At 60.0% G+C, this 24,908-nt stretch carries 21 protein-coding genes; 11 read left to right on the top strand and 10 right to left on the bottom strand.

The window, feature by feature from the left end; genetic code table 11:
- The first annotated feature begins 5 nt into the window (after positions 1-5).
- Positions 6-203 (top strand): YbdD/YjiX family protein, encoded by a 198-nt coding sequence (locus tag K0H47_RS00665; protein WP_219271730.1) that lies wholly within the window; start codon positions 6-8, stop codon positions 201-203.
- Between the two features lie 157 nt (positions 204-360).
- The gene (gene yjiA / locus K0H47_RS00660) at positions 361-1,326 is read left to right on the top strand and encodes a GTPase (RefSeq protein ID WP_063027004.1); all 966 of its coding nucleotides are present in this window, start codon (positions 361-363) and stop codon (positions 1,324-1,326) included.
- 180 nt (positions 1,327-1,506) lie between these two features.
- On the opposite strand, the gene glyA is transcribed toward yjiA, so the two are convergent.
- Together glyA and K0H47_RS00650 are read right to left on the bottom strand one after the other, a co-directional pair.
- Positions 1,507-2,760: a serine hydroxymethyltransferase gene (gene glyA / locus K0H47_RS00655; RefSeq protein ID WP_063027005.1), complete on the bottom strand. Its 1,254-nt coding sequence runs from the start codon at positions 2,758-2,760 to the stop codon at positions 1,507-1,509.
- 241 nt (positions 2,761-3,001) lie between these two features.
- Complete coding sequence (locus K0H47_RS00650) at positions 3,002-6,853, bottom strand: bifunctional diguanylate cyclase/phosphodiesterase (RefSeq protein ID WP_219271728.1); 3,852 nt, start codon at positions 6,851-6,853, stop codon at positions 3,002-3,004.
- A 285-nt stretch (positions 6,854-7,138) separates the two neighbouring features.
- Here K0H47_RS00650 and ettA point away from each other — a divergent pair, with 285 nt between their 5' ends.
- Together ettA and gdhA are read left to right on the top strand one after the other, a co-directional pair.
- Positions 7,139-8,803 (top strand): energy-dependent translational throttle protein EttA, encoded by a 1,665-nt coding sequence (gene ettA, locus K0H47_RS00645; RefSeq protein WP_003215833.1) that lies wholly within the window; start codon positions 7,139-7,141, stop codon positions 8,801-8,803.
- Between the two features lie 349 nt (positions 8,804-9,152).
- Positions 9,153-10,490: an NADP-specific glutamate dehydrogenase gene (gene gdhA / locus K0H47_RS00640; RefSeq protein ID WP_219271726.1), complete on the top strand. Its 1,338-nt coding sequence runs from the start codon at positions 9,153-9,155 to the stop codon at positions 10,488-10,490.
- Here the strand turns inward: gdhA and K0H47_RS00635 are convergent.
- The 4 genes from K0H47_RS00635 to K0H47_RS00620 all read right to left on the bottom strand — a co-directional run bounded on the left by K0H47_RS00635 (position 10,487) and on the right by K0H47_RS00620 (position 14,081).
- The gene (locus tag K0H47_RS00635) at positions 10,487-10,984 is read right to left on the bottom strand and encodes a GreA/GreB family elongation factor (protein WP_063027010.1); all 498 of its coding nucleotides are present in this window, start codon (positions 10,982-10,984) and stop codon (positions 10,487-10,489) included. The genes gdhA and K0H47_RS00635 overlap by 4 nt on opposite strands.
- Positions 10,985-11,054: 70 nt before the next feature.
- The gene (locus tag K0H47_RS00630) at positions 11,055-11,411 is read right to left on the bottom strand and encodes a hypothetical protein (RefSeq protein ID WP_093204917.1); all 357 of its coding nucleotides are present in this window, start codon (positions 11,409-11,411) and stop codon (positions 11,055-11,057) included.
- A 234-nt stretch (positions 11,412-11,645) separates the two neighbouring features.
- On the bottom strand, positions 11,646-13,499 hold the full coding sequence (locus K0H47_RS00625; RefSeq protein WP_017477816.1) for a DUF4105 domain-containing protein: 1,854 nt from the start codon (positions 13,497-13,499) through the stop codon (positions 11,646-11,648).
- A gap of 93 nt (positions 13,500-13,592) precedes the next feature.
- The gene (locus K0H47_RS00620; protein ID WP_017477815.1) at positions 13,593-14,081 is read right to left on the bottom strand and encodes a DUF3015 domain-containing protein; all 489 of its coding nucleotides are present in this window, start codon (positions 14,079-14,081) and stop codon (positions 13,593-13,595) included.
- Positions 14,082-14,348: 267 nt separating this feature from the next.
- On the opposite strand from K0H47_RS00620, the gene K0H47_RS00615 reads away from it, so the two are divergent.
- A complete protein-coding gene (locus K0H47_RS00615) occupies positions 14,349-16,787 on the top strand; it encodes a Lon protease family protein (RefSeq protein WP_017477814.1) in 2,439 nt (812 codons plus the stop codon).
- Between the two features lie 200 nt (positions 16,788-16,987).
- Positions 16,988-17,314: a hypothetical protein gene (locus K0H47_RS00610; RefSeq protein ID WP_003215849.1), complete on the top strand. Its 327-nt coding sequence runs from the start codon at positions 16,988-16,990 to the stop codon at positions 17,312-17,314.
- Positions 17,315-17,450: 136 nt separating this feature from the next.
- Here the strand turns inward: K0H47_RS00610 and K0H47_RS00605 are convergent, their stop codons facing one another.
- The gene (locus K0H47_RS00605) at positions 17,451-19,286 is read right to left on the bottom strand and encodes a hypothetical protein (RefSeq protein WP_219271725.1); all 1,836 of its coding nucleotides are present in this window, start codon (positions 19,284-19,286) and stop codon (positions 17,451-17,453) included.
- Between the two features lie 166 nt (positions 19,287-19,452).
- Here K0H47_RS00605 and K0H47_RS00600 point away from each other — a divergent pair, with 166 nt between their 5' ends.
- A complete protein-coding gene (locus K0H47_RS00600; protein WP_003215853.1) occupies positions 19,453-19,941 on the top strand; it encodes a TIGR00645 family protein in 489 nt (162 codons plus the stop codon).
- Positions 19,942-20,062: 121 nt separating this feature from the next.
- Positions 20,063-20,680, top strand: a complete 618-nt coding sequence (locus tag K0H47_RS00595) for an FKBP-type peptidyl-prolyl cis-trans isomerase (protein ID WP_017477811.1) — start codon at positions 20,063-20,065, stop codon at positions 20,678-20,680.
- Between the two features lie 54 nt (positions 20,681-20,734).
- Here the strand turns inward: K0H47_RS00595 and K0H47_RS00590 are convergent, their stop codons facing one another.
- The 3 genes from K0H47_RS00590 to K0H47_RS00580 all read right to left on the bottom strand — a co-directional run bounded on the left by K0H47_RS00590 (position 20,735) and on the right by K0H47_RS00580 (position 22,616).
- Complete coding sequence (locus tag K0H47_RS00590) at positions 20,735-20,992, bottom strand: hypothetical protein (RefSeq protein ID WP_003215856.1); 258 nt, start codon at positions 20,990-20,992, stop codon at positions 20,735-20,737.
- A gap of 198 nt (positions 20,993-21,190) precedes the next feature.
- Positions 21,191-21,532, bottom strand: a complete 342-nt coding sequence (locus tag K0H47_RS00585; protein WP_063027018.1) for a zinc ribbon domain-containing protein YjdM — start codon at positions 21,530-21,532, stop codon at positions 21,191-21,193.
- Positions 21,533-21,647: 115 nt separating this feature from the next.
- Positions 21,648-22,616, bottom strand: coding sequence for a polyprenyl synthetase family protein (locus K0H47_RS00580; protein ID WP_003215860.1), 969 nt, complete (start codon positions 22,614-22,616; stop codon positions 21,648-21,650).
- 239 nt (positions 22,617-22,855) lie between these two features.
- Here K0H47_RS00580 and rplU point away from each other — a divergent pair, with 239 nt between their 5' ends.
- From rplU to cgtA, 3 genes are all read left to right on the top strand, one after another.
- Positions 22,856-23,170, top strand: a complete 315-nt coding sequence (gene rplU / locus K0H47_RS00575) for a 50S ribosomal protein L21 (RefSeq protein WP_003176051.1) — start codon at positions 22,856-22,858, stop codon at positions 23,168-23,170.
- A 34-nt stretch (positions 23,171-23,204) separates the two neighbouring features.
- Positions 23,205-23,480 carry a 50S ribosomal protein L27 gene (gene rpmA / locus K0H47_RS00570; protein WP_003215862.1) on the top strand — a complete coding sequence of 92 codons (276 nt, stop codon included), beginning with the start codon at positions 23,205-23,207 and terminating at the stop codon, positions 23,478-23,480.
- A gap of 193 nt (positions 23,481-23,673) precedes the next feature.
- Positions 23,674-24,897: an Obg family GTPase CgtA gene (gene cgtA / locus K0H47_RS00565; protein ID WP_219271723.1), complete on the top strand. Its 1,224-nt coding sequence runs from the start codon at positions 23,674-23,676 to the stop codon at positions 24,895-24,897.
- Positions 24,898-24,908: the final 11 nt, after the last annotated feature.

Genomic DNA, 24,908 nt, shown 5'->3' with positions numbered 1-24,908 from the left:
CAATCATGTTCAATGACATCAGTCGCCTCGGTAAATACCTCGGTCAGGCCGCACGCCTGATGGTCGGCATGCCCGACTACGACACTTACGTCGAGCATATGCAAACCAAACACCCGGACAAGCCGATGATGGAATACAAGGCGTTCTTCCGGGAACGCCAGGAAGCCCGTTACGGCGGCAAGGGTGGGCCCAAGTGCTGCTAGCCCGGTAAGTACGGGTTGCGGTGATCCCTTGTGGGAGCGGGCTTGCTCGCGAAGGCGGTCTTTCAGTGAGGTATGTGCTGACTGACACGCCGCCTTCGCGAGCAAGCCCGCTCCCACATTTGTTTTGTGTTCCTTCAGTTATTAAGGAGAACTGTCTTTGTCCTCTCCCATTCCCGTCACCGTCCTCAGCGGCTTTCTCGGCGCTGGCAAGACCACCTTGTTGCGCCACCTGCTCAAGGCCGAGCACGGCTTGAAAATCGCCGTGATCGAAAACGAATTCAGCGACGCCGGTATCGACACCCAACTGCTGGGCACCGAGCCGGTGCAAGTCATGACCCTGTCCAATGGCTGCGTGTGCTGCACCATCCATACCGACCTGACCAAGGCCCTGTACCTGCTGCTGGAGCGCCTGGACAGTGGCGAAATCGCCTTCGATCGCCTGGTGATTGAATGCACCGGCCTGGCCGACCCGGCCCCGGTGGCCCAGACCTTTTTCATTGATGAAGAGCTGCGCGAGCGCTACATCCTCGACGGCATCATTACCCTGGTGGACGCGGCCCACGCCGAGCACCACCTGACCCAGACCATCGCCCAGGCGCAGATCGGTTTTGCCGACCGCCTACTGGTGAGCAAGCGTGATCTGGTGGACGACGCCACTTTTGACGCCCTCAGCGAGCGCCTGACCCGCATTAACCGTCGGGCACCGATTCGCGTGGTGGAACACGGCAAGATCGACCTCGCCGAACTGCTGGATGTGCGCGGCTTCAACCTCAACGCCGGCATGAATCTGCGCCCGGTGAGCCAGGCGCCGTCCATCGACCGGATTTCCAGCCTGGTGCTGCGCACCGACCAGCCGCTGGATATCGACAAGCTCAGCGAGTTCATGAACGAGCTGCTGGAAGACCACGGCAAGCAATTGCTGCGCTACAAGGGCGTGCTGAACATTGCCGGGGAAGACCGGCGCATGGTGTTCCAGGGCGTGCTGAAGCTCTACGGGTTTGATTGGGATACCGAATGGGCCGAAAGCGAGACGCGGGAAAGTGTGATTGTGTTTATTGCCGACGAGTTGCCGGAAGACAAAATCCGCGAAGGCTTTGCCCGGGTCCACCAAACCCTGACTTGAAATGCACTCAATATGTGGGAGCTGGCTTGCCTGCGATAGCGGTGTGTCAGTTACAGGTATCTCAACTGGCACACCGCTATCGCAGGCAAGCCAGCCCCCACATTTGACCTTATTTCAATTTGAAATCGGCCAAAAAAAAGCCCGGCTCAAAGGCCGGGCTTTTCATTCAATCAACTGCAATCAAGCGCCGTATACCGGCAGCTTCTTGCAGATGGCCTTGACCTTCTCACGAACAGCATCAATCACTGCTTCGTTGTTCAGGTCAGCCAGGATGTCGCAGATCCAGCCAGCCAGTTCCTTGCACTCTGCTTCCTTGAAGCCACGAGTGGTCACAGCCGGAGTGCCGAAGCGCAGGCCGGAGGTGACGAACGGCGAACGTGGGTCGTTCGGTACCGAGTTCTTGTTCACGGTGATGAAGGCTTTGCCCAGAGCGGCGTCAGCGTCTTTACCGGAGATGTCTTGCTTGATCAGCGAGAGCAGGAACAGGTGGTTCTCAGTACCGCCGGACACCACGTCAAAACCACGCTCGATGAACACGCCGGCCATGGCCTTGGCGTTTTTCACCACTTGCTGCTGGTAGGTCTTGAACTCAGGCTGCAGGGCTTCCTTGAAGCAGATCGCTTTAGCGGCGATCACGTGCTCCAGCGGGCCACCCTGGCCGCCTGGGAATACGGCGGAGTTCAGCTTCTTCTCGATCTCGGCGTTGGCGCGAGCCAGGATCAGGCCGCCACGTGGACCGCGTAGGGTCTTGTGGGTGGTGGTGGTCACGACGTCAGCGAATGGCACCGGGTTCGGGTACACGCCAGCAGCGACCAGACCGGCCACGTGGGCCATGTCGACGAACAGGTAGGCGCCCACTTTGTCGGCGATTTCGCGGAAGCGTGGGAAATCCAGGATCTGCGAGTAGGCAGAGAAACCGGCCACGATCATTTTTGGCTTGTGCTCAACGGCCAGGCGCTCAACTTCGTCGTAGTCGATCAGGCCGTTGCCGTCGATGCCGTACTGAACGGCGTTGTACAGCTTGCCGGAGGAGGAAACGCTGGCGCCGTGGGTCAGGTGACCGCCGTGGGCCAGGCTCATGCCCAGGATGGTGTCGCCCGCTTGCAGCAGGGCCAGGTACACGGCGCTGTTGGCTTGGGAGCCGGCGTGTGGCTGGACGTTGGCGTAATCGGCGCCGAACAGTTCCTTGGCGCGGTCGATGGCCAGCTGCTCAACGATGTCGACGTACTCGCAACCACCGTAGTAACGCTTGCCCGGGTAGCCTTCGGCGTACTTGTTGGTCAGAACCGAACCTTGAGCCTCCATTACCGCAGGGCTGGTGTAGTTTTCCGAAGCGATCAGCTCAATGTGCTCTTCCTGGCGCACGGCTTCTTGCTCCATGGCGGCAAAGAGATCGGCGTCGTACTTGGCAATAGTCAAATCACGGCTGAACATGGCGGTCCTCAAGGATCGGGGGCAGAAAAGAAGCGCATTCTAACCCAATGGGTTTTAGATGGCATATGAAAGGACATCATGTCGCGGACAAGCGGGGCTCATCTGGGGATGGGTGGTGTTTGTGCGGCCCCCTTCGCGAGCAAGCCCGCTCCCACATTCAATCGGGTTCCTTCAGGGGGAATGCGGTCGAGTGTGGGAGCGGGCTTGCTCGCGAAGAGGCCATCAGCATCACAGCAGGATTTCAATCGAACATGAACAGCGCATCATTACTGAACTGCGCCTCAAACCGGTTCGCCGGCATCGGTCGCCCGAACAGGTAGCCCTGAACCTCATCGCAACCGTGCTCCCGCAGGAAGTCCAGCTGCTCATGGGTTTCCACACCCTCGGCGATCACCGCCAGGTTCAGGCTGTGGGCCATGGCAATAATCGCCCGGGCGATCTGCGCATCCTGTTCACCCGACGGCAGGCCGTCGACAAAGGTGCGGTCGATCTTCAGCACGTCGATGGGGAATTGCTTGAGGTAGTTCAGCGATGAGTACCCGGTGCCGAAGTCGTCTACCGCAATGCTCAGGCCGAGGTTTTTCAGGCTGGCGAGAATCTGCATCGCCTCGTTGACCTCGCGCATCAGGATACTTTCGGTCAGCTCCAGTTCCAGGCACGCCGGCGGCAGGCCAGTGTCCTTGAGGATGGTGGCGATGCGCTCGCCCAGTTGCCCGTCGGAGAACTGCCGGGCCGAGATGTTCACCGAGACCTTGGGCACCCGCACCTTGTTCTGGTGCCAGGTCTTGAGTTGGCGGCAGGCTTCGCTGATTACCCAGTCGCCCACGTCCACCACCAGCCCCAACTCCTCCAGCACCGGGATAAAGTCCCCCGGCGGCACCAGCCCGCGACGGGGATGGCGCCAGCGCAGCAGGGCTTCGGCGCCCGTCAGGCGTTTGCCGTCGCCGCTGAACTGCGGCTGGTAATACAGCACGAATTCATTCTGTTCCAGAGCGTGGCGCAGGTCGCTTTCCAGCTCCAGACGTTCCAGGGCGCTGGCGTTCATATCGGCCTGGTAGAACTGGAAGTTGTTCTTGCCGCGCTCCTTGGCGTGGTACATCGCCGTGTCGGCGTTCTTCATCAACTGGCTGAGTTCGTTGCCGTCCTGCGGGCTCAGGGCGATGCCAATACTGGCGGTCACGAAGAACTCGCGGCCTTCCAGCACGAATGGCTTCACCAGGCTGGCCAGAATCTGCTCGGCCACGTGAATCGCACGGTTCAGCGCCATCTCACGGTTGACCCGCGGTTGCAGGAGCAAGGTGAACTCGTCGCCGCCCATGCGCGCCACGGTGTCGTCTTCCGCCACGCAGCCCAGCAAGCGGGTGGCCATTTCCTTGAGCATGCGGTCGCCGGCAGCGTGGCCCAGGGAATCGTTGATCGGCTTGAAGCGGTCGAGGTCGAGGAACATCAGTACCACCCACGACTTCTGTCGCTCCGCCGACTGCAACGCGGTGTGCAGGCGGTCCTGGAACAGCGTGCGGTTGGGCAGGTGGGTCAGGGCGTCGTAGTAGGCCAGGCGGTGGATCCGCTGTTCGCTGGCCTTGCGCTCACTGATGTCACTGAAGAAGCACACGTAGCTGGCCAAGTCGCCTTCGTCATCGAATACGGCGGTAATCCCGACCCAGGCCGGGTAATGCTCGCCGTTGCGGCGCTTGAGCCACACTTCGCCTTCCCAGGTGCTGTGCTGGTGCAATTGCTTGAGCACATAGCGCAGGTGGGCTTCCTGCTGTTCGTCGACGGTGAGCATGTTCGGCAACTGGTCGAGCACGTCCGCCACCGCATAACCGCTGACCCGGCTGAACGCTTCGTTGGCCTGCACGATATAGCCGGCCGGGTCGGTGATCAGGATCGCCGAAGTCGAGTGTTCGAATACCGTGGCCGCCATGCGCAGGTCTTTTTCCGCACGGCGTTGCTGGCTGATGTCGCGACCCACGCCGAGGATGCCTTCGAACGCGCCGTGCTCGTCCCACACCAGCACCAGGCGCAGTTCGATGGGGACCTTGCGCCCGTCGGCCCGCAGGCAGTCAAACAGGAACAGTTGGGTCTGCACGTCGTTGCGCAAGGCCGCCAGGGATTCAGGTTGGTCCAGGGCGCGGCTGACTTGCTCTACCAGGCTGTAGATGCCCGTGAGTTGCTGCGGGTTGGCGATGGTCGATTGCCAGCCGTTTTCGAAGATCCAGTCCACGTCGTAGCCCAGCACCGCGTTCACCGAAGGGCTGACGTAGTTCAGGGCCAGCTTGCTGTCGGTGGAGAAAATGACGTCGCTGATACTTTCGGCCAGCATGCGGTAGCGCTGTTCGCTGTCGCGCAGGGATTCGCTGGCTTCGATCTGGTCGGTGATGTCCTTGGCCACGCCGATGATGCGCGTGACCTGGTCGGTCTTGTCCCGGGCCAGGGCCTGTTCGCGGATATCGAAGCGTCGCCATTGGTTGTTGCGGTGGCGAAAGCGCAACTGGCACTGCAGTTGGCTCAGGTAGCCGGCCTGGCGCTGTTGCAGGCGCAGGTCGTGGTAGTGCTCGGCGTCTTCGGGGTGCAGCAGGATTTCCCAGAAATACTCGCCCATCTGCTGCAACTCGGGCTTGTTGTAGCCCAGGGTGTGGCCCAGGTGGTGGTTGCTGAAAATCATCCGCTGGCTGATCACGTCTTGCACATACAGGTGATCGGGCACGGTGCGCACCACGTCCGACCAGAAACCCTCGCGCTCCACCAGCGATAATTCGATCAGCTTGCGGCTGGTGATGTCGCTGATGCTCAGGATCACTGCCTTGAAGTCGTCCTGCTGTTCCGGCAGGCGCATCACCAGCCACAGGTATTGGTCGTTGCCTTCAACGTCGCTGAGCTGGATTTCCAGTTCGAGCTGTTTTTGTCGGGTCAGTACCGCGTCGATCACCTGATTGCCGATGGCGGTGGGGCTCGACGGGCAGGCGTCGATCAGGCGCTCCCAGGCTTGTTCGCAAGAGGCGACATTCAGCAGGCGCACCGCCACCTGATTGACCTCGGTGATGCGTAGCTCCTTGAGCAGTTGCTGGCGTTGCTCCGGGTTGTCTTGCAACAACTGTTGCAGTTGCTCGCAGGTTTGCAAGTGGGTCTTGTCGAAGAACGCGCGCAGGCCCGACAGGTCGAGCACGCACAGGGCCACGCCGGTGCCTTCGAAAATATCCTGATAGCGTCGGCGCCCCTCGTGCACCTGGCGCTGGCGGCGGCGCATGTTCAACAGCACGATGACCGGGATCAGCGAGAAGGCCAGGCCCAGCAGGCATTTGCCGATAAACGCTGGCAGCAGTTGTTCCAGCACGGCGGCGCGGTCGAACAGGCCACGCAGTTGCCAGTCGCTTTTGCTCAGGGGCGTGACCAGTACACTCTTGTTCAATTCGTCCGGGGTCAATGCCGAGGCCCATTGGGCCGGCATACCGCTGTCACGGCTGACCACGCGGTGGTTGAGGCGGTTTTCGATGACCCACATCGGCCGCTGGCCCTGGCCGTCCTGGCGGGTCAGGTTGGCCAGGTAATTGGGCGCCAGGCGCAAGGCCCAGTACATCTTGGTGCCGCCGCTGGGCTGGTGCAGCAGCAGGTAGATGACAGTGCCATCGTTGTTGTTGCTCAGGTAATAGGACTGGGCGTGGCTGCGCTTGACCAGCTCTTCGAGCCAGGCGCTGTCCTGGCTGTCACTGGCGCTGTCACTGATCATCGCGCCGCTGGGGGCGAGCAAGGCGACGCTGCGCAACTCCGGCAGGGAGCGTTGCAGGGTGCGCATCAGGATTTGTTGCTGTTCGGTGTCCCGCGGCGGCTCGACGATCGGCAGCAGGTTCAGCGCGATCTGCGCACTGAGGGCCATGTTCAGGCTGATCTGTTCGGCCAGGTCGGCGCTGTAGTCGATGGTGTATTGCTGCTGGTTTTTCTGGTTTTGCTGCAGCTGGTCCAGCAGTTGCCAGAACAATAACGCGAGCAGCAGCAGCACCAGCGTCGCCAATGCGCCCTTCAGGGTTCCGTGCAGGGGCGCTCCCGGCGCTATATGAGCGGCGCGCAGGGGAGTTGGCGGCGTTACGTTGGACAAACTGTGATCCTGCGGTTTGGCTGGACTGGCGCGCGACGTGCACTATAAGCCGGACGCCCGGAGGGCGGCTAGCATGCCTTGTGTTGTGGCAAAGTGCCAGCCCCGCTTGGCTGGACTGCCCATGCGCATTCAGGTAGCTTTGCCGGTTACGCGAGGGCGTTCCAGCCCCAGACAATCAGGCATCTACCGTACGCAGGCATTGATAGACATCAACGGCCCGCGCGGCGCATGGCCTGGCACGGGTTTCGCCCGCTTAATTCATCAGTCACTGACGCTAGGTTCACCATGGCTCAATACGTCTTCACCATGCATCGGCTGGGAAAAGTTGTTCCGCCGAAGCGGGAAATCCTGAAAAACATTTCTCTGTCCTTCTTCCCGGGCGCCAAGATCGGCGTGCTCGGCCTCAACGGTTCGGGTAAATCCACCCTGTTGAAAATCATGGCCGGCGTCGACACCGAGTTCGACGGCGAAGCCCGCCCGATGCCCGACCTGAACATCGGCTACCTGCCACAGGAACCTATCCTGGACCCGACCAAGACCGTGCGTGAAGTGGTCGAGGAAGCGGTCAGCGTGATCAAGAACGCCCAGGCGCGGCTGGACGAGGTCTACGCGGCCTACGCTGAAGAAGATGCCGACTTCGACAAACTGGCGGCAGAACAGGCCAAGCTCGAAGCCATCCTGCAAGCCGCCGACGGTCACAACCTGGACCGCCAGCTGGAAGTCGCCGCCGACGCGCTGCGCCTGCCGGCGTGGGACGCCAAGGTTGAACACCTGTCCGGTGGTGAAAAGCGTCGTGTGGCCCTGTGCCGCCTGCTGCTGTCGGCCCCCGACATGCTGCTGCTCGACGAACCCACCAACCACCTGGACGCCGATTCCGTCGCCTGGCTGGAGCACTTCCTCCACGATTTCCCGGGCACCGTGGTTGCGATCACGCACGACCGGTACTTCCTGGACAACGTTGCCGGCTGGATCCTCGAGCTCGACCGTGGCGCCGGTATCCCTTACGAGGGCAACTACTCCGGTTGGCTGGAAGCCAAGTCCGACCGTCTGGCGGCCGAATCCAAGCAGCAGTCGGCCCATGAAAAGGCCATGAAAGACGAGCTGGAATGGGTGCGTAAAGGCGCCAAGGCACGTCAGTCGAAATCCAAGGCCCGTCTGGCGCGTTTCGAAGAGATGCAGTCCCAGGAATTCCAGAAGCGTTCCGAGACCAACGAGATCTACATCCCGGCCGGTCCGCGCCTGGGTGACAAGGTCATCGAGTTCAAGAACGTCTGCAAGGGCTACGGCGACCGCGTGTTGATCGACAACCTGTCGTTCTCCATGCCTAAAGGCGCCATCGTTGGCGTGATCGGCGGTAACGGTGCGGGTAAATCCACCCTGTTCCGCATGCTGATGGGCAAGGAACAACCGGACTCGGGCACCATCGAAGTCGGCGAAACCGTGCAACTGGCCTGTGTGGATCAGAGCCGCGACGACCTCGACGGCAGCAAGACGGTGTTCCAGCAGATTTCCGACGGTTCCGACCAGATCCGTATCGGCAACTACGAAATCCCGTCGCGCACCTATGTGGGCCGCTTCAACTTCAAGGGCGGCGACCAGCAGAAGTTCGTCAAGGACCTGTCCGGTGGTGAGCGCGGTCGCTTGCACCTGGCCCTGACCTTGAAAGAAGGCGGCAACGTTCTGCTGCTCGACGAACCGTCAAACGACCTCGACGTTGAAACCCTGCGTTCCCTGGAAGAAGCCCTGCTGGACTTCCCGGGCGCCGCCATTGTGATCTCTCACGATCGGTGGTTCCTTGACCGTGTGGCCACTCACATCCTGGCGTACGAAGACGACTCCCAAGCCGTGTTCTTCGAAGGCAACTACACCGAATACGAAGCCGATCGCAAGAAACGCCTCGGCGAAGCAGCTGCCCAGCCGCATCGTGTACGGCACAAAAAACTGGCCTGATTCGGGTTGGTGGTATGAAAAAGCGGAGCCTTCGGGCTCCGTTTTTTTTTGCGTGTTTTCAGGTGGACCGAGTCGTCTGCATCGCAGGCAAGCCAGCTCCCACAGTTGACCGCATTGTCTTGGATGTAATCGATCAAATGTGGGAGCTGGCTTGCCTGCGATAGCGGGTTAACTGTTGGTGCAAGGCTTGGATTGAAATCCTCATTAAGGTGCAAAAACCGCCTTTATTTATATCTAATGCACCATTTAAATTCACAAAAGCGACATTTCGCCCTGTCGCGGTGCGACATGAATTGATAAAGTCCGGGACAAATCTCCTTTAATGACAATAAATTTGCCGAGACTTTTCATGATCGAATCCGTTGAATCCTTCCTTGCCCGCCTCAAGAAACGCGATCCCGACCAGCCGGAATTCCACCAGGCCGTGGAAGAAGTCCTGCGCAGCTTGTGGCCGTTTCTTGAAGCCAATCCCCATTACCTGACCTCGGGCATCCTGGAGCGCATCTGCGAGCCGGAGCGTGCGATTGTGTTCCGGGTGTCGTGGGAAGATGACCAGGGCAAGGTGCGAGTCAACCGCGGGTTCCGGATCCAGATGAACAGGGCCATCGGCCCCTACAAAGGCGGCCTGCGCTTCCACCCCTCGGTGAACCTGGGCGTGCTGAAATTCCTCGCCTTCGAACAGACCTTCAAGAACTCCCTGACCTCACTGCCCATGGGCGGCGGCAAGGGCGGCTCGGACTTCGATCCCAAAGGCAAGAGCGACGCCGAGGTGATGCGCTTCTGCCAGGCGTTCATGAGCGAGCTGTATCGCCACATCGGTTCGGACGTGGACGTGCCCGCCGGTGATATCGGCGTGGGCGCCCGAGAGATCGGCTTCCTGTTCGGCCAGTACAAGCGCCTGAGCAACCAGTTCACCTCGGTGCTGACCGGCAAGGGCATGAGCTACGGCGGCAGCCTGATCCGCCCGGAAGCCACCGGTTTTGGCTGCGTGTACTTCGCTGAAGAAATGCTCAAGCGCAACGGCCAGCGTGTCGAAGGCAAGCGCGTGGCCATCTCCGGCTCCGGCAACGTCGCCCAATATGCGGCGCGCAAGGTCATGGACCTGGGCGGCAAAGTGATTTCCCTGTCCGACTCCGAAGGCACCCTCTACTGCGAAAGTGGTTTGACCGAAGAACAATGGTCGGCGCTGCTGGAGCTGAAAAACGTCCAGCGCGGGCGCATCAGCGAGCTGGCACCGCGTTTCGGCCTGGAATTCCGCGCCGGCCAAGCACCCTGGGAACTGGCCTGCGATATCGCACTGCCCTGTGCCACCCAGAACGAACTGGACGCCGAAGCGGCGCGCACCCTGTTGCGCAATGGCTGCGCATGCGTGGCCGAAGGCGCCAACATGCCCACCACCCTGGAGGCTGTGGATATCTTTATCGACGCCGGCATCCTGTTCGCCCCGGGCAAGGCCTCCAATGCCGGCGGGGTTGCGGTGAGCGGGCTGGAGATGTCGCAGAACGCCATGCGTCTGCTGTGGACCGCCGGCGAAGTGGACAGCAAGCTGCACAACATCATGCAGTCGATCCACCATGCCTGCGTGCACTACGGCGAAGAGAACGGCCGGGTCAACTACGTGAAGGGCGCCAACATTGCAGGCTTCGTGAAGGTTGCGGATGCAATGCTGGCCCAGGGCATCGTTTAACCCTCGGGTTCGATGCGCAGGATTTCGATCAACTGATCACCGACGGGGCGCCTCCACAGCACCTCGTCGCCCACCTGTGTACCCAGCAGCGCGCGGCCCAGGGGCGAACCCCAGTTGATCAGGCCCACCGTGGCGTCGGCCTGGTCTTCGCCCACCAGTTGAATGCGCTGCTCTTCGTCCTGTTCATTGGCAAACGTTACCCAACTGCCGATCTGCACCTTCTCGGTGGAGGTCGCTGGCGCTACCACCTGTGCGCTTTGCAGGCGTTGGTTGAAGTAACGCAAATCCCGCTCAAGGTCGGCCTGGCGCTGTTTATCGGCTTGCTCGCCCTTGGCGGACTCTTCGCTGTGTTCGCTTTGTAACTGAGCCACCTTGGCCTGCAACTGCGCAAGACCACGGGCAGTGAGGTGATTGGGTTGCTCGCTGACCTGGCGTTCCACCGGCTGGCTGGCCTGGGCAGCGGCGCTGTCTTCGTTGACGAAAGCTCGACTCATGGCGTTCTCCTGCTATGGAGTTTGGGCCATGGTCGCAGGGGTTAAGTTTCGCTGGATGTCTGAAAGCGACCTATTGCGAGCGATAGGCCCGTGCGGCGTCGCGGTCCTTTTCCTGCTGCCAGGCGCGTTCGCGGTCGTCCCAGTGGCGGTTCTTGTAGTCGTTCAGGTCTTCGTTCTCGCGCATGGCCTTGCACTGGCGAAAGCCATCATCCCAGCCTTCGGCATAGGTACGGTCTTTCAGGTAGCGAGGGACGTTCTTGCGGAATTCCCCTGTGATCACCCCGGCGGCCTGGCGGCCGCTGCTGCATCCGTCGTCGTAGCCGTCGGCGAAGGCGGGTGGGTAACCCTTGGCCAGCAAATCTTCATGGGTTGATTGGCAACCCGATAGCAGGGCCATCAGGCCCAGCGTTACTGCGTACCGCCACATCGCTCGCTCCCTGGCCGTTGAACGGCTGATGGGTGGAAGTTTAGAAGGCGATTCGTTGGGGGGATGTGAAAGGGCTGTGATTAATCTGTTGGCACTCCTTCTTCTGAAGCAGCGCTGAAAAAATGTGGGAGCTGGCTTGCCTGCGATCGCATCAACTCGGTGTAACTGATACACCGAGGTGTCTGCATCGCAGGCAAGCCAGCTCCCACATTTGAACGATCTACGGCTCAGTGGTTAGTAGTGATACCACTTCACCTCTAGCATCACCTCATTCACTGGTGTCGCCAAGTGGCTGTATTCCCGTTGCGCACTCAGTCTCAGCCCCAGGTTGCGTGACAATTCCCACTGTTGATTCAGGCTGATACTGCGCCGCACCTCGCCATTGGTGAAGAAGTCACCCTTGGCTTCCAGGCTCAGGTTGCCCAGCGGGTTGCGCCACAACACACCTGTATTGAACCCGGCAGCCGGGGAGATGGCTTCACCGAAGTCGCTGTTGTGCTCCACGCGCACGGTGCCAAGGGCGAAGCCGAGCATGTCGTCGCGCAGTTGCCAGGTGCCGCCGGCGCCGCCATTGACGTGGCTGACCAGGGTCTCGTCGTCATGCTTGCCCGGTACGCGCTCAAGGCCACCGGTGACTTGCCATGACCAGGGTTGTAGCAGTTCGTTGCGCGGGGTCAGTGAGCGAATGGTCGCCAGGTCCAGTTGCTGTAACTGCCAGTGGTTGCCTTCGTACTGGCGTAGTTTCATTTGCAGGATTTCGATCTGAGCGCCCAGGGGGAAGCCTTCGGCGTTGTCATTCAGGTCGTGGTAGGCCATGCGCAGGCCGTATTCGCCGAAGGCCTTGTCGCCCCGGGTGCCGATGCCGGCTTGCCAGGTGCGGGATTCGTGGCCGTCTTCGGGCAGGCCGGGGCGTTCGATCTTCAGGTCCGGCGCCGGGTTCTGGTTGATCGCCCGCAGCAGCTCGAAGCTGCGCTGGGAACGTTCGGTGTCGCGCTCCAGGCCGTTGGCGCGGTAGCGGCCAAGGCGGTAGGCCGCGTCGATGATCAGGGCCTGGCGGTCTTTGGCGATGGCCTTGAACGCCGGGTCCTGCAGTTGTTTCTGGTCGTCGCTGATCTTCAGCACCCATTGCTGCTCGTCGCTGTCCAACGGCTTGGCGCGTTCCAGCAGCTCCCGTTCACGGGAAGGGCGGTAATCGATTTTCTCCACCAGGCCGGCTTCTTTCACGGCTTTTACCGTGTCGGTAGGGATCGCGGTCAGCGGGAATTGCTCGGTCAGCCGCAGGCTTGGACGGGCTACTTGCAGCAGCTCCAGCAGGCGATAGGAGCAGTTTTCGTCGAAGAAGAAGTAGTCGAACTGGATCTGCTTGAGTTCCCACACGTGCTCGACCATGCGCTCGGTCTCGACCTGGGTCAGGTTCAGGCGGTATTCCCACAGGTCGCGATTCTCCAGGCTACGGTATTCCGAGAGCTTTTCCTGATAGGGCACCAGCGCGAACAGGCCGGGATAGCCGCCCATCAGGCCCTTCCAGGCGTAGAGGATGCTGTTGTCCGAGCCTTCGATGTAGGCGCCAAAGTTAATTGCGTAGCTGAGCAGGGCAGTGTTGTTGCTCTGCACGTCAGCCTGGTCGATACGCAGCAGGGTATGGCCAAACATCGACGACGGGCTGTTGAGGTAGGCCGCCGGGAAGATCATTACCGCGCTGTGGGGGGCGACGTCCTTGAACCATTGCTTGAACTCCTTGCAGTCCAGCGCCGGCAAGTCCGTCAGGTGCAACTGGTCCTTGAGCCAACGGGTACGTGCCGGGTAGACGCATTGGGCGTGCTTTTCGCCGAGGCTGGCCGGGGCATACAGCGCCTCTACCGTGGCCTTCAGCTCCTGGTCCGGATGGTGGGCACCATCGGGGGCGAGGAAGAATTTCTTGTCGCTGACATAACTGCGCCAGCCTTTGAACTTGCCGGACTCGTAATGCCCCAGCGAAAGCCAGAACGGGTCGTTGGCCAGCTGCTGCAAACGTTGATCATCAAGGTGCGGTGCCGCATATAGCGGGGCGCAGGCGAAGAGTGCCAGGTAGGCAAGGCGTTTGAGCATGTGGGCAACTTAAGTCGAGATAAAAAGACCCAAAGGGGAGGCAGGTCCAAAAATAATAAAACCCGTGCCCCGAAAGGCACGGGCGGGTCGAGCTTAAGCCTGGGTAGCGTATTTCGCCAGACGGGTGTCGCTTTTCAGTACAGCCAAGGTGTTGTTGTGCACGTCATCAGCAGTTACGTCAGCCTTGCTGAAGATTTGCTGGAAATGCTCGTGAGTCACGGCGGCAAAGTGCTCGCGGTCTTCAGGAGCAACGCCCAGTACCACGGCGTAGGTAGTCAGCGCTTCGCCGTTACCCTTGGCCATGTCTTCGGACAGCTCGTTCATCATGCCATTCATGGCAATCCACGATTTGCCACCGTAGGTCAGCTTGCTGTTGGTGTTGCAACCGTTGGTGCCCGAGGTCATGCCGAAAGTGGCGTTACCCGAGGTACCGTTGGTGGTGGAGGCCAGGAAGTGCGCCGGAGTGCCGCGTTGGCCTTCGAACAACATGTTGCCCCAACCGCAGTTCGGGCCACCTGGCGCTTCAGCCATTGCATTGAGGGAGACGACGGTGAAGAGAGTACCGAGAAGGATCCGTTTCATAGCTTTGTTCTCTTTGTGTGCAAACCAATGGACAAGGGTTCAGGTGCCTGACAGCACCCTAGGGGTCGGTTATTAGTCCAACCCGCAGCAGGTTGGAGTTTAGGCACGATCCAAGGGTTCCGTGACTTTTTGTGAAACAAGCCGGAAACACTCGGTTTTTTTGCAGCCCCGAACACGGGTCTATGCTTTCCCTAAGCCGTCCTTGCCAGCCGGCCCAACCCGGCGCCAGAATGCCGTCATCTGCCCCGCCTGATGTAAGGAAGCCCGATGCCTGATCCTGTTGCTGCCAGCTTGCGTCTAGCGCCCGAAGCGCTGACTCGTCCTTTTTCCGCTGAACAGTTCAGCTTCTCGACCACCAATGATTTGGAGCCCTTTCGCGGTGTGCTTGGCCAGGAACGTGCGGTCGAAGCCTTGCAGTTCGGCGTGGCGATGCCACGCCCCGGTTACAACGTATTTGTGATGGGTGAGCCCGGTACCGGGCGCTTTTCGTTCGTCAAACGCTACCTCAAGGCCGAAGGCAAGCGCCTGCAGACCCCGGCCGACTGGGTCTACGTCAATAATTTCGATGAGCCTCGCGAACCCCGCGCGCTGGAGCTGCCTGCGGGCGGTGCTGCTGCGTTCATCTCCGATATCAACGGCCTGATCGACAACCTGGTCGCGACCTTCCCGGCCGTGTTTGAACACCCGACCTATCAACAGCGTAAAAGCGCCATCGACCGCGCCTTCAACCAGCGCTACGACCGTGCCCTGGATGTCATCGAGCGCCTGGCCCTGGAAAAGGACGTGGCGCTGTACCGTGACAGCACCAACATTGCCTTTACCCCGATGCTCGACGGCAAGGCCTTGGACGAAGCCGAGTTTTCGCAGTTGCCGGAAGCTGACCGCGAGCGTTTCCACACCGATATTTCCGAACTGGAAGAACGCCTCAACGAAGAACTCGCCAGCCTGCCCCAGTGGAAGCGCGAGTCCAACAACCAGATGCGCCAGTTCAACGAAGAAACCATCACATTGGCCTTGCAGCCATTGTTGGCGCCGCTGTCCGAGAAGTATGCGGAGAACGCGGCCGTTTGCGGTTACTTGCAGGCGATGCAGGTCTACCTGCTGAAAACCGTGGTCGAGCAGTTGGTGGACGACGCGAAAACCGATGCCCAGGCCCGCAAGTTGCTGGAAGAGCAGTATTGCCCGAGCCTGGTGGTGGGCCATCCGGTCAACGGTGGTGCGCCGGTGGTGTTCGAGCCGCATCCGACCTACGACAACCTGTTCGGCCGTATTGAATACAGCACCGATCAAGGCGCGCTCTACACCACTTATCGCCAATTGCGCCCGGGTGCGTTGCACCGTGCCAACGGCGGTTTCCTGATCCTTGAAGCCGAAAAGATGCTCAGCGAGCCGTTTGTGTGGGACGCCCTCAAGCGTGCCCTGCAATCGCGCAAGCTGAAGATGGAATCACCGTTGGGCGAACTGGGCCGCCTGGCCACGGTGACCCTCAACCCGCAAGTGATCCCGTTGCAGCTCAAGGTCATCATCATTGGTTCCCGCCAGCTGTACTACGCGCTGCAGGACGCGGATCCGGACTTCCAGGAGATGTTCCGGGTGCTGGTGGACTTCGACGAAGACATCCCGATGGTGGATGAAAGCCTGGAGCAGTTCGCCCAGTTGCTGAAAACCCGCACCTCGGAAGAAGGCATGGCGCCGTTAACCTCGGATGCGGTCGCGCGGCTGGCGACCTACAGCGCGCGGCTGGCGGAGAACCAGGGGCGCTTGTCGGCGCGTATCGGTGATTTGTTCCAACTGGTCAGCGAGGCGGACTTCATTCGTCACCTGGCGGGCGATGAGCGCACCGACTCCGGGCACATCGAGCGTGCACTCAAGGCCAAGGCCACGCGCACCGGGCGGGTGTCGGCGCGGATTCTCGACGACATGCTCGCCGGGGTGATCCTGATCGACACCGCCGGTGCGGCGGTGGGCAAGTGCAACGGGCTGACAGTGCTGGAAGTGGGGGACTCGGCATTCGGCGTGCCGGCGCGGATCTCTGCATCGGTGTACCCGGGCGGCAGCGGCATTGTGGATATCGAGCGTGAAGTTAACCTCGGCCAGCCGATTCACTCCAAGGGCGTGATGATCCTCACCGGTTACCTGGGCAGCCGGTATGCCCAGGAATTCCCGTTGGCGATCTCGGCGAGTATTGCCCTGGAGCAGTCCTACGGGTATGTCGACGGCGACAGCGCTTCCCTGGGCGAGGCGTGCACCTTGATCTCGGCGTTGTCGAAGACGCCGCTCAAGCAGTGCTTTGCCATCACCGGCTCGATCAACCAGTTTGGTGAAGTGCAGGCGGTGGGCGGGGTCAACGAGAAGATCGAAGGTTTCTTCCGCCTCTGTGAAGCCCGTGGGCTGACCGGCGAGCAGGGGGCGATCATTCCCCAGGCCAACGTCGCGACGCTGATGCTCGACGAGAAGGTGTTGCAAGCCGTGCGCGACGGGCAATTCCACGTCTACGCTGTGCGCCAGGCCGACGAGGCCTTGAGCTTGCTGGTGGGTGAGCCTGCGGGTTCGCCCGACGAGGAGGGGCAATTCCCCGAAGGCAGCGTCAATGCGCGGGTGGTGGAGCGTCTGCGGGCGATTGCCGAGATGATCAGTGAGGATGATCTGAAGGAAGCCGAGAAGGAGCTGGCGCAGGAGGCGTTGGCAGAAGCAAAACCGGTGTAATAACTACCGAAGGGGCCTGTTTTCAGGTCCCTTCGGCATATTTTTGACGCCGTCGTGACGGCAGTCGTCCGTTGGTCCCCCGGCCTTGGTTTGTACCGGGTTTCTTCTATTCTCAGCTCAAGGGATATCCACAGGAGTCGCTGGATAGAAACAGTCTTGCCCTGCGAGGCTGAATACCGGATCTACCGAGGGTCGCCGCCATGTCGCGCAACCTCTGCCTCACCCGCCAGTGCCTGGGCCTGGTTACTCGTATCGAATGTTCCATTCGCCCTCTCGCGGGGGATACCGGGATGTGGACCTTGTTGTTTGCTGCCGGAATGACCGGCGAACAGCCTTCCACCATCAAGTCCCAAGGCCCGTTTCACGGACCTTTCGTGGCACAAACCATCCTTGATTCGATTGTCGAAAGCCTGACCCTGCACGGGTACGAACTGGCGGACGACCCGCAGATCTGGTGCCTGCACTTGCAGGCGCACTTGCGACAGCTCAATGGCGGGCGGCAGACGGTGCTAAGCGATATCCGCTGATCGCACTCCCCGTAGCAGCTGTCGAGCGCCAGCGAGGCTGCGTCGGCCGCACCGCCGACATCGTGTCTGACTCAGCGCCCCGTTCGCACCCGACGCAGCCTCGCTGGCGCTCGACAGCTGCTACGGGGGCGGGGGGCTATGGCTTGGGGGCAGGGGCCGCCTCGGGTTTGTCCAGCTTCACCTCAAACCCATATTGCACCGTGTCCAGACCGGTGCGCTGGTAGGTTTCCAGCGTGGTCGGCTGGCCATAAAAGTAATGCACATCGAACAGCGCCGTGCCGTACTCCTCGGCCCGGTGGCTGACGCCGAGAATTTCTTTCAAGTAGTTGCCGCTGGCATCCTTGGCATAGAACCGCCAGCTATCCGACGGGAACAGCTTCTGGTCGACAATCAGCGCGTTGTCTTTCAGCTCCAGGCCCTTGGGCAGTTGCCCGGCCGTGAGGCTACCTTTTTCGATGGTGGCCAGGAACAGTGGCATTGACCCGACGGCAAACCCGGGGTTTTCGGGGAACAGGTTCAGGTCATAGGTGATGGTGCCGCGCCCCGGGTCGACCTCGTAGGCTTCGGCGGGCAGTTCGATCGGCTCGCCGAGCTTGCCTTCGTCGTTGGCGGTGAGGAAGGTCACGGGGGCATCGCCGCCGCCCCGGTCTTCGCCCAGCAGGTCATCGTTGAAGGTGTAGGGGTGATCGAACTCGATGTGTGCTGCGCTGGCGTCATCCACCGATTGGTTGATGGTGACGCTTTTCTTCAACAGGTCTTCGGAAAGCGTGGCGTCCTTGAGCCAGTCCGAAGCCTGGTCGTCATACACGGTGACGGGCATCGGCAACGGCTGTACGGTCTTCTCCAGGCTGTTCCTGTCGAAGCGCCGTACGGGCAGGTCCAGGTCCTTGCGGGTCACCGTGGCCTGGGAAAAGTCGAGGACGCTGACTTGCACGTTGTCGATCAGGCCGTTGAAGTACACCTTGGTGTAGTGGCTGTTCTGCTTGTGTTCGAAGGCTTTCTGTTCGTCTTCCAACTGTTTTTCAAAGGCGTCGGACCAGGCCTTCTGCTTTTGCATTTCGGCCAGTTGTTTCTCGTAAAACGCCAGTTGGGCGGCGTTCTCGTTGATTGAGCCCGAGCGCGAGAGAAATTTCCCGGTGGTGTCGCGAGCCTGCACCAGCAGCGGGTTGGGCGATTCATCCACGACTTCCGGTGCCAGCGGGGCGCTGTTGGTCAGTTCGATTTCGGCGTAGTTCTTTTCGAGGGTCAGCAGCGTGACCGTGACGTTGTCTTCAGTGCGTTTGCGGCCCACGTCCTTTTTCGACAGGTCGAAGGTGAAGACTTTACGCGGCGCGATGACTTCCACCTTGCCCTTGAGTGTGACGGGCTGCGGCTGGCTCTTGTTTTCAGTCTCAATGCCTTCGATGAACGGGTAGGTCACCGTAAGGTCATCGGGGTTGGTCAGGTTGGAGCTGGTGGGGCTCAGTTGGATACCCGGGTCGGTTTCCGACCATTCCGGCTGGAAGGGGATGACCTTGTTGTTGCTCAAGGTCACTGACTGCCATTCCAGGCCGTGGGGGAAGGGGAACTGGTCGGGCATGTTGAAGTTGAACGGGAAGATCGGCTGCAGGTCCGTCAGGTAGTCCGAATGGGACGCCTTGCGCAGGACAAACAGGCCATTGATATAGGTGTCCACCAGGGCCTGGGGCGTGGGGTAATGCTTGAGCAGTGCCAGGGCGTCTTCGCTGTACTCGGCCTCGATGGGCTTGGTGGCGAGCTTGGCGCGTGCCCGCTCCAGCAACAGCAGCGAGCCACCGAGTTCGGACACGGCGTCCTTGAGCTTGGGGTCCTGGATCACGTCCAGGGACTGTTCGAACTTGGCGGTTTTCTCTTCAAGGCTGGCTTGCTTGTGTTCATCGCTTGGGGAGCAACCGCCGCCCACCAGCAACGCCGCGCACAGGCCAATGCTGGCCAAAGGGGATCGCACATCCATTATCTGAGTTTTCCTGTCCGACATCATCGAGCCGAGTTGATGAGCTCGACACTAGCAGAAAAAATCTTTTACAGATGCCGTACAGATCAGTTTTATCGACGGTTTCTGGCGTTTGGGTGCGGCTGGTATACTCGCCGCCATTTTTAGCCAAGCTGTGTGAGATTCAATGGAACGCTTTATCGAAAATGCAATGTATGCCTCACGCTGGCTGTTGGCGCCGATCTATTTCGGGTTGTCCCTGGGGCTGCTGGCACTGGGGCTGAAGTTCTTCCAGGAAGTGTTCCATGTGATTCCCATCGTGTTCACCATGAGTGAGTCGGATGTGATCCTGGTGCTGCTGTCGTTGATCGACATGGCGCTGGTGGGCGGCCTGCTGGTGATGGTGATGATCAGCGGCTACGAGAACTTCGTCTCCCAGCTGGACATCGACGAAAGCAAAGAGAAGCTCAACTGGCTGGGGACCATGGACTCTTCGTCGCTGAAGATGAAAGTCGCAGCGTCCATCGTGGCGATTTCGTCGATCCATTTGCTGCGGGTGTTCATGGATGCCAAGAACGTCGATCCCGAGCATTTGAAATGGTACGTGATCATCCACATGACGTTTGTGGTGTCGGCGTTTGCCATGGGTTACCTGGATAAAGTTACCAAGCATTAATTGCCGCCCGACGCTCCCCGTTGCCCGGGTGCAGGGCTCATCAAGGGTGTGGCTTGTGTGCTAGTCTGCTCGCCCTTTTAGTTTGGACGACACCTGTGTCGTCCTACAGCGGAGCCTTTCCATGTCCGAAGTTAATCTGTCCACCGACGAAACCCGCGTGAGCTACGGCATTGGCCGTCAGTTGGGCGACCAGCTGCGCGACAACCCGCCACCGGGCGTCAGCCTGGACGCGATCCTGGCTGGCCTGACCGACGCTTTCGCCGGCAAGCCTAGCCGTGTGGACCAAGAGCAAATGGCCGCCAGCTTCAAGGTCATCCGCGAAATCATGCAAGCCGAAGCTGCTGCGAAGGCTGAAGCGGCTGCTGGCGAAGGCCTGGCTTTCCTGGCTGAAAACGCCAAGCGTGACGGCATCACCACCCTGGCTTCCGGCCTGCAATTTGAAGTGCTGACTGCCGGTGACGGCGCCAAGCCGACCCGCGAAGATCAGGTACGCACTCACTACCACGGCACCCTGATCGACGGCACTGTGTTCGACAGCTCCTACGAGCGCGGCCAGCCTGCAGAGTTTCCGGTTGGCGGCGTGATCGCCGGCTGGACCGAAGCCCTGCAACTGATGAATGCCGGCAGCAAATGGCGCCTGTACGTGCCGAGCGAACTGGCTTACGGCGCTCAAGGCGTTGGCAGCATCCCGCCGCACAGCGTTCTGGTGTTCGACGTCGAACTGCTCGACGTTCTGTAAGACCTTACCTGCAGGAGCGAGCCTGCTCGCTCCTGCAGTGTTTTGCGCGGTTGCTCATGGATGAAACTTGCCATTCAGATCCGTCACAGGGCGCAACGCCCGGGCATAGCAGAACAGAAACAGATTTCTCACCACTTCCTTCAGCACACCAGGTTCACTGGAACTCAGGCCATTGACGTCCAGGTCGCCCTGATCCTGCAGTTCGCTCAACGCTTCTTCTTCCAGCACCGCGCAGACTTCACCGGTTTCCCGATGGAGGATTCGCAGGTAAGGGTGTGGACGGTCCAGCCAGGCATCGATCAAATAAGTCATGGGAAGCATCTCCTTGATGGGTTTCAATGAGAATAATTCTTATTCGTAGAATAGCAAGTCCCTATTGGCGATTTCCGGACTTTTCTGTGTGGATATTGTTTTTGATCAAAAGGCCTGGCCTTTTGCCGCTAGCGCGGAAGTGACGCGGGGGAGGGTGAAGCGCCATCCCGTGCAGGGCACGAGATGGAGGCAGCAGGTTCAGACCTTGCGGACGAACTCGGACTTGAGTTTCATCGGGCCGATACCGTCGATCTTGCAGTCGATATCATGGTCGCCATCGCACAGGCGGATGTTCTTGACCTTGGTGCCGACCTTGACCACCAGTGATGTGCCTTTGACCTTGAGGTCCTTGATCACGGTGATGGTGTCGCCGTCCTGCAGGACATTGCCCACAGAGTCTTTCTTTACGGATTCATCGCTGGCAGCCTCGGCTTCGCCACCGACGGTCCACTCATGGGCGCATTCCGGGCAAATCAGCTGGGCGCCGTCTTCGTAGGTGTATTCGGAATTGCATTTCGGGCAGGGTGGCAACGTGCTCACTAAAGCTCCTTTGGTTTCAGGATGGCTAAAAAGCGCACATTATATAGGGTTTTAGCGTGGGAAGGGCGGTGCGGGTCGTTGCAGGAGCCGGGAAGGCTCCTGCAGGGCGGCCAAATCAGTGAGTACGGGCGACCGCGAACTCACTCAGCTCAACCAGGGCGTCCCGGTATTCGCTGGCTGGAAGGGCTTCCAGGCATTGGATGGCACGAGCGACGTAGTCACGGGCCAGTTGCGCGGTGTATTCGAGGGAGCCCGAAGCTTCCACGGCTTCGCGGATGCTTTCCAGGTCTTCGATCCCGCCTTTCTGGATCGCCTTGCGCACCAGGGCGGCCTGTTCCGGCGTACCTTCGCGCATGGTGTAGATCAGCGGCAAGGTCGGCTTGCCCTCGGCCAGGTCGTCACCGACGTTCTTGCCCAGGGTTTCGGCGTCGCCGCGGTAATCCAGCAGGTCGTCTACCAGTTGGAAGGCCACGCCCAAGTGATCGCCGAAGGTGCGCAGGGCTTCGCTCTGCTCGGGCGTCGCTTCGCACAGGGCCGCGGCGCTGTGGGTCGAGGCTTCGAAGAGCATCGCGGTTTTGCCGCGAATCACTTCCATGTAGGTCTCTTCGGTGGTGCTGGCGTCGCGAACCTTCGACAGTTGCAACACTTCGCCTTCGGCGATGATGCGCGTGGCCTGTGAAAGAATCTTCATCACCGGCATCGAGCCCAGCTCGACCATCATTTCGAACGAGCGCGAGTACAGGAAGTCGCCCACGAGTACGCTCGGCGCGTTGCCCCACATCGCGTTGGCCGTCTCGCGACCACGGCGCATGCCGGACATGTCGACCACGTCGTCATGCAGCAGGGTGGCGGTGTGCAGGAACTCGATGGTCGCGGCCAGCAGGCGCAGATCGTCGCCTTCACGGCCCAGGGCCTTGCCACACAGCAACACTAATAAAGGACGCAGGCGTTTACCGCCGGCCGACGTAATGTAGTCGCCAATTTTGGAGACCAGCGGCACTTTAGAAGTCAGCTGCTTCTTGATGATGCCGTCGACGGCGCTAAAATCGTCCGCCACCGCGCGGTAGAAAGCTTGGGGTTGCATCAGCGACAGTCGCTCCAGAAGGGTTGCGCGGCATGCTAGGACCCGCGTCCCCTAGTGTCAAGGCGCGATAGACGGCCACTTGCAACACCTCCATAGCTTGCGTACAATCGCGCACCCTGAACTTCCTGGGCAGCACCTGCCTTACGCAATTGCATTCGGGACGTCCATCCCATGCAGCCATGCCAGCCAATACCTCTTCTTATAAAGCGCTGGGTGAGCAGGATTATCGGAGAAATACCATGTCGTACGCAGTAATTGTTACTGGTGGCAAGCAATACAAGGTCGCCCCAGGTGAATACCTGAAGATCGAGAAGCTGGAAATCGCTACTGGCGAATCCGTCACTTTTGATCGCGTTCTGTTGGTCGCCAATGGCGATGACGTGAACATCGGCGCTCCAGTTGTTGCAGGCGCTACCGTTGTGGCTGAAGTGATCTCCCAAGGTCGTCACGATAAAGTCCGCATCATCAAGTTCCGTCGTCGTAAGCACCACATGAAGCGTATGGGCCACCGCCAGTGGTACACCGAGATCAAAATCACCGGTATTCAGGCTTAATTTCAGCCTAATTCCTCACTAGGAGAATTGACTCATGGCACACAAAAAAGCTGGTGGTAGTACCCGTAACGGTCGCGACTCAGAAGCCAAACGCCTTGGCGTGAAGATGTATGGCGGCCAGGTTATCATTCCGGGCAACATCATCGTGCGTCAGCGCGGCACCCAATTCCACGCCGGTTACGGTGTTGGCATGGGTAAAGATCACACTCTGTTCGCTAAAATCGACGGCGTGATCAAGTTTGAAGTAAAAGGCGCTTTCAACCGCCGTTACGTGAGCATTGTCCCGAAGACTGAAGTCGTCGCGGCATAATTACGTAGTTGCTGGAAAAGCCCTGTCTCGCGACGGGGCTTTTTCGTTTGTGGGGTGAGTCTCTTGCAAAGCTGTTTGTGATGGGCGAAAGCAGTGGATTTGCGGTCGTTGCTTGAGGTCGCTGCGCTCATTTTTGCAAGAGTCTTATGTCTTGGTTTCTTAAGCTCGTCCGTGTGGCGAGAGGCGTTTTGTTATGAAGTTTGTTGATGAAGTTTCGATCCGAGTAAAAGCTGGCGACGGCGGTAACGGTTGCATGAGTTTCCGTCGGGAAAAATTCATCGAAAACGGTGGTCCTAACGGTGGTGATGGTGGCGATGGCGGCTCGGTCTACATGATCGCCGACGAAAACCTCAACACCTTGGTGGACTACCGTTACACCCGGCACTTTGATGCTGAGCGTGGCTCCAACGGCGGCAGCACCGACTGCACCGGTAAAAAAGGCGAAGAACTGGTGCTGCGGGTTCCGGTTGGCACCACCGTGATCGACTCCGCTACCCAGGAAGTCATCGGTGACCTGACCAAAGCCGGTCAGCGCCTGCTGGTGGCTCATGGCGGCTGGCACGGTCTGGGCAACACACGTTTCAAATCCAGTACCAACCGTGCACCACGCCAGACTACGCCGGGCAAGCCTGGCGAACAGCGTGACCTCAAGCTGGAAATGAAGGTGCTGGCTGATGTGGGCCTGCTGGGCTTGCCGAACGCCGGCAAAAGTACGTTCATTCGCTCGGTGTCTGCTGCCAAGCCGAAAGTCGCCGATTACCCGTTCACCACCTTGGTGCCAAACCTGGGTGTGGTCAGTGTCGACCGCTGGAAGAGCTTCGTGGTTGCTGACATTCCGGGCCTGATCGAAGGTGCTTCCGACGGCGCGGGCCTGGGGATTCGTTTCCTCAAGCACTTGTCCCGTACCCGTTTGCTGCTGCACCTCGTCGACATGGCGCCGTTGGATGACACCAGTGCGCCGGACGCCGCTGAAGTGATTGTCAGCGAGCTGACCAAGTTCAGCCCGTCTCTGGCAGAGCGTGATCGTTGGTTGGTGCTGAATAAGTGCGACCAGATCCTCGAGGAAGAGCACGAAGAGCGCGTCAAGGAGATCGTCGATCGCCTGGAATGGACGGGTCCAGTCTACGTGATCTCGGCCATTGCCAAAGAAGGCACTGAGCGCCTGACTCGCGACATCATGCGTTACCTCGAAGACCGTGCCGACCGCCTGGCTGCCGACCCTGTCTACAAGGCGGAGCTGGCCGAGCTGGATCAGCGCATCGAAGACGAAGCTCGTGCCCAGTTGCAGGCGCTGGATGACCAGCGTGCTCTGCGTCGCAGTGGCGTCAAGTCGGTCCATGACATCGGTGATGACGATTGGGACGAAGAAGACGCGGATGATGAAGATGGTCCGGAAATCATTTACGTGCGCGACTGATTCGTTGCAGT

Origin of the sequence: Pseudomonas sp. Xaverov 83 (assembly GCF_019352905.1) — a bacterium.
Classification (GTDB): Bacteria; Pseudomonadota; Gammaproteobacteria; order Pseudomonadales; family Pseudomonadaceae; genus Aquipseudomonas; species Aquipseudomonas yamanorum.
Note: the sequence above shows the minus strand (reverse complement) of the source record. Positions and strands in the feature narration are given on the sequence as shown.